Origin of the sequence: Kitasatospora sp. NPDC001540 (assembly GCF_042894345.1) — a bacterium.
Lineage (GTDB): Bacteria > Actinomycetota > Actinomycetes > Streptomycetales > Streptomycetaceae > Kitasatospora > Kitasatospora phosalacinea_C.
Map to the genome: position 1 here is coordinate 1 of NZ_JBIAVO010000095.1, position 1,352 is coordinate 1,352.

General features: G+C 68.1%; 2 protein-coding genes. Both read left to right on the forward strand.

Translation table 11 applies throughout. From position 1 onward, the window contains the following. The first annotated feature begins 103 nt into the window (after nucleotides 1-103). Nucleotides 104-949, forward strand: coding sequence for an IS5 family transposase (locus ACFY00_RS38115; protein WP_388038878.1), 846 nt, complete (start codon nucleotides 104-106; stop codon nucleotides 947-949). Further along, the gene (locus ACFY00_RS38120; protein ID WP_388038875.1) at nucleotides 946-1,344 is read left to right on the forward strand and encodes a type IV toxin-antitoxin system AbiEi family antitoxin domain-containing protein; all 399 of its coding nucleotides are present in this window, start codon (nucleotides 946-948) and stop codon (nucleotides 1,342-1,344) included. Before ACFY00_RS38115 ends, ACFY00_RS38120 begins: the two co-directional genes overlap by 4 nt. Nucleotides 1,345-1,352: the final 8 nt, after the last annotated feature.

The following is a 1,352-nucleotide window of genomic DNA, read 5'->3' on the forward strand; positions in this document are numbered from 1 at the left end:
AGAGGGCGTTAAGTCCTGTTTTTAATGGTTCGGCATCGCTCGATCGTGGGGTCGGCTGCAGTTCCGGGGCGGCTGCCGGATCGGGGGTGGTGCCATGGTGGCCATGGAACGGCGTGCGTATCCGAGTGACCTGACGGATGACCAGTGGACCTTGATCGAGCCCGTGATCACGTCGTGGAAGCAGAGGCGGGTGGCACGGTCGGCGACCGGCGATGCGGGCTCCTGTGATCTGCGCGAGGTCGTGAACGCGCTGTTCTACCAGAACCGGACCGGCTGCCAGTGGCGTTACCTTCCGCACGACTTACCGGCCTGGTCGGCGGTGTTCTACTACTTCACCCTGTGGCGCAAGGACGGCCTGGACCAGCAGATCCAGGAACTGCTGCGCTGCCAGGTGCGAGAGCGGGCCCGCCGATTAGAGGACCCGTCCCTGGTGATCATCGACACCCAGTCGCTGCGGGCGGCTACCGGGGTCCCGAAGTCGACCACGGGACTGGACGCGGCCAAGAAGACCCCCGGCCGCAAGCGCGGCCTGGCCGTCGACGTGCTCGGCCTGGTCATCGGCGTGGTGGTCCTGGCCGCCTCCGCCCACGAGAACACCGCCGGCATCGCCCTGCTGGACCAGGCGGCCGAGCGCTGCGGCAACCGCCTGGAGAAGGTGCTGGTGGACCAAGGCTTCAAAGACGCCATGGTTATCCACGGCGCGCTGCTGGGCATCACGGTCGAGGTCGTGCGCCGCAACCCCGAGGACAGGGGTTTCGTGCCGCAGCCCAAACGGTGGGTGGTCGAGCAGGTCAACGGCACGCTGATACTGCACCGGCGGCTGGTGCGCGAGTACGACCACCGGCCCGAGAACTCCGCCTCGCGCGTCTACTGGGCCGCCACCGCCAACATGGCCCGCCGGCTCACCACTTCCACTCCGGCCTGGCGTGAGACCGATTGGGCCGCGTGAACGTCACCGAACTTCTCCACCGGCTCCAGGCCGAGCAGGACGACGCCACCGCGCACGTCGACAGCCTGCAACGACAGATCGACGACCTCGCGGCAGCCCTCGCCCGGGCCCGGACGCACCTCGCGGAGCTCCAGACCGCACGCACGGTCGTCGAGGACATCGCCCGGCCCGAGGCCGAGCCGCAGACCGCCGCGACGCCGGACTCCTACCAGCGGCTCCTGACCGTCTTCAACGACCGCCCCGGGCAGTCCTTCCGTGCTCGTGAGCTGCACGAACTGCTCGAACTGCCCACCGACGAAGCCTCCGTGAACGTCACCCGGAACCGTCTGGGCAGACTCGTCCGCCAAGGCACGCTTATCCAGCCCCGACGAGGCCTCTACCAAAAACGGACTTAACGCCCTCT

Bases quoted from the DNA above. Each gene is read 5' to 3' on its own strand.
- ACFY00_RS38115 (WP_388038878.1), top strand. From the start codon at position 104: ATGGAACGGCGTGCGTATCCGAGTGACCTGACGGATGACCAGTGGACC.